We start from the raw sequence: 326 nt of genomic DNA on the forward strand, positions 1-326 counted from the left end.
TCCTGGCAGGCGCGAGCGAGGACCGCGATCGAGCGGGCGAGTTCGGTGTCGGCGGGCAGCGGCCGGTGCACATGCATGTCCGTACGCAAGATGTTCGCCAGCACAACGGCGTCGGCGTGGTCTGATTTCTTGCCCGACGCCGAGTAGCGTTCCCGGTATCGGGCGACGGCCATCGGGTTGATCGGATAGATCGGGCGGCCGGTGGCGCGAAGCGCTGCGACCAGCAGGCCACGCGGGGTTTCGATCGCTACAGGGATCGGGCAGTCGCCGTCGTCGCCAGCTTCGGCCAGTATCGCCAGAAGCGTCTGGAAGCCCTCGACGGACTC

Annotated in this window: 1 protein-coding gene; it reads right to left on the bottom strand. The window is 67.8% G+C overall.

Annotated features, from left to right (window positions below; translation table 11 throughout):
• Positions 1 to 326, bottom strand: a 326-nt coding sequence (locus tag ACLQ2X_RS28450; RefSeq protein WP_425684150.1) for an IS110 family transposase, incomplete at both ends; no start/stop codon positions are given.

The sequence above is a fragment of the Micromonospora sp. DT31 genome (genome assembly GCF_049841795.1).
Taxonomy (GTDB): domain Bacteria; phylum Actinomycetota; class Actinomycetes; order Mycobacteriales; family Micromonosporaceae; genus Micromonospora.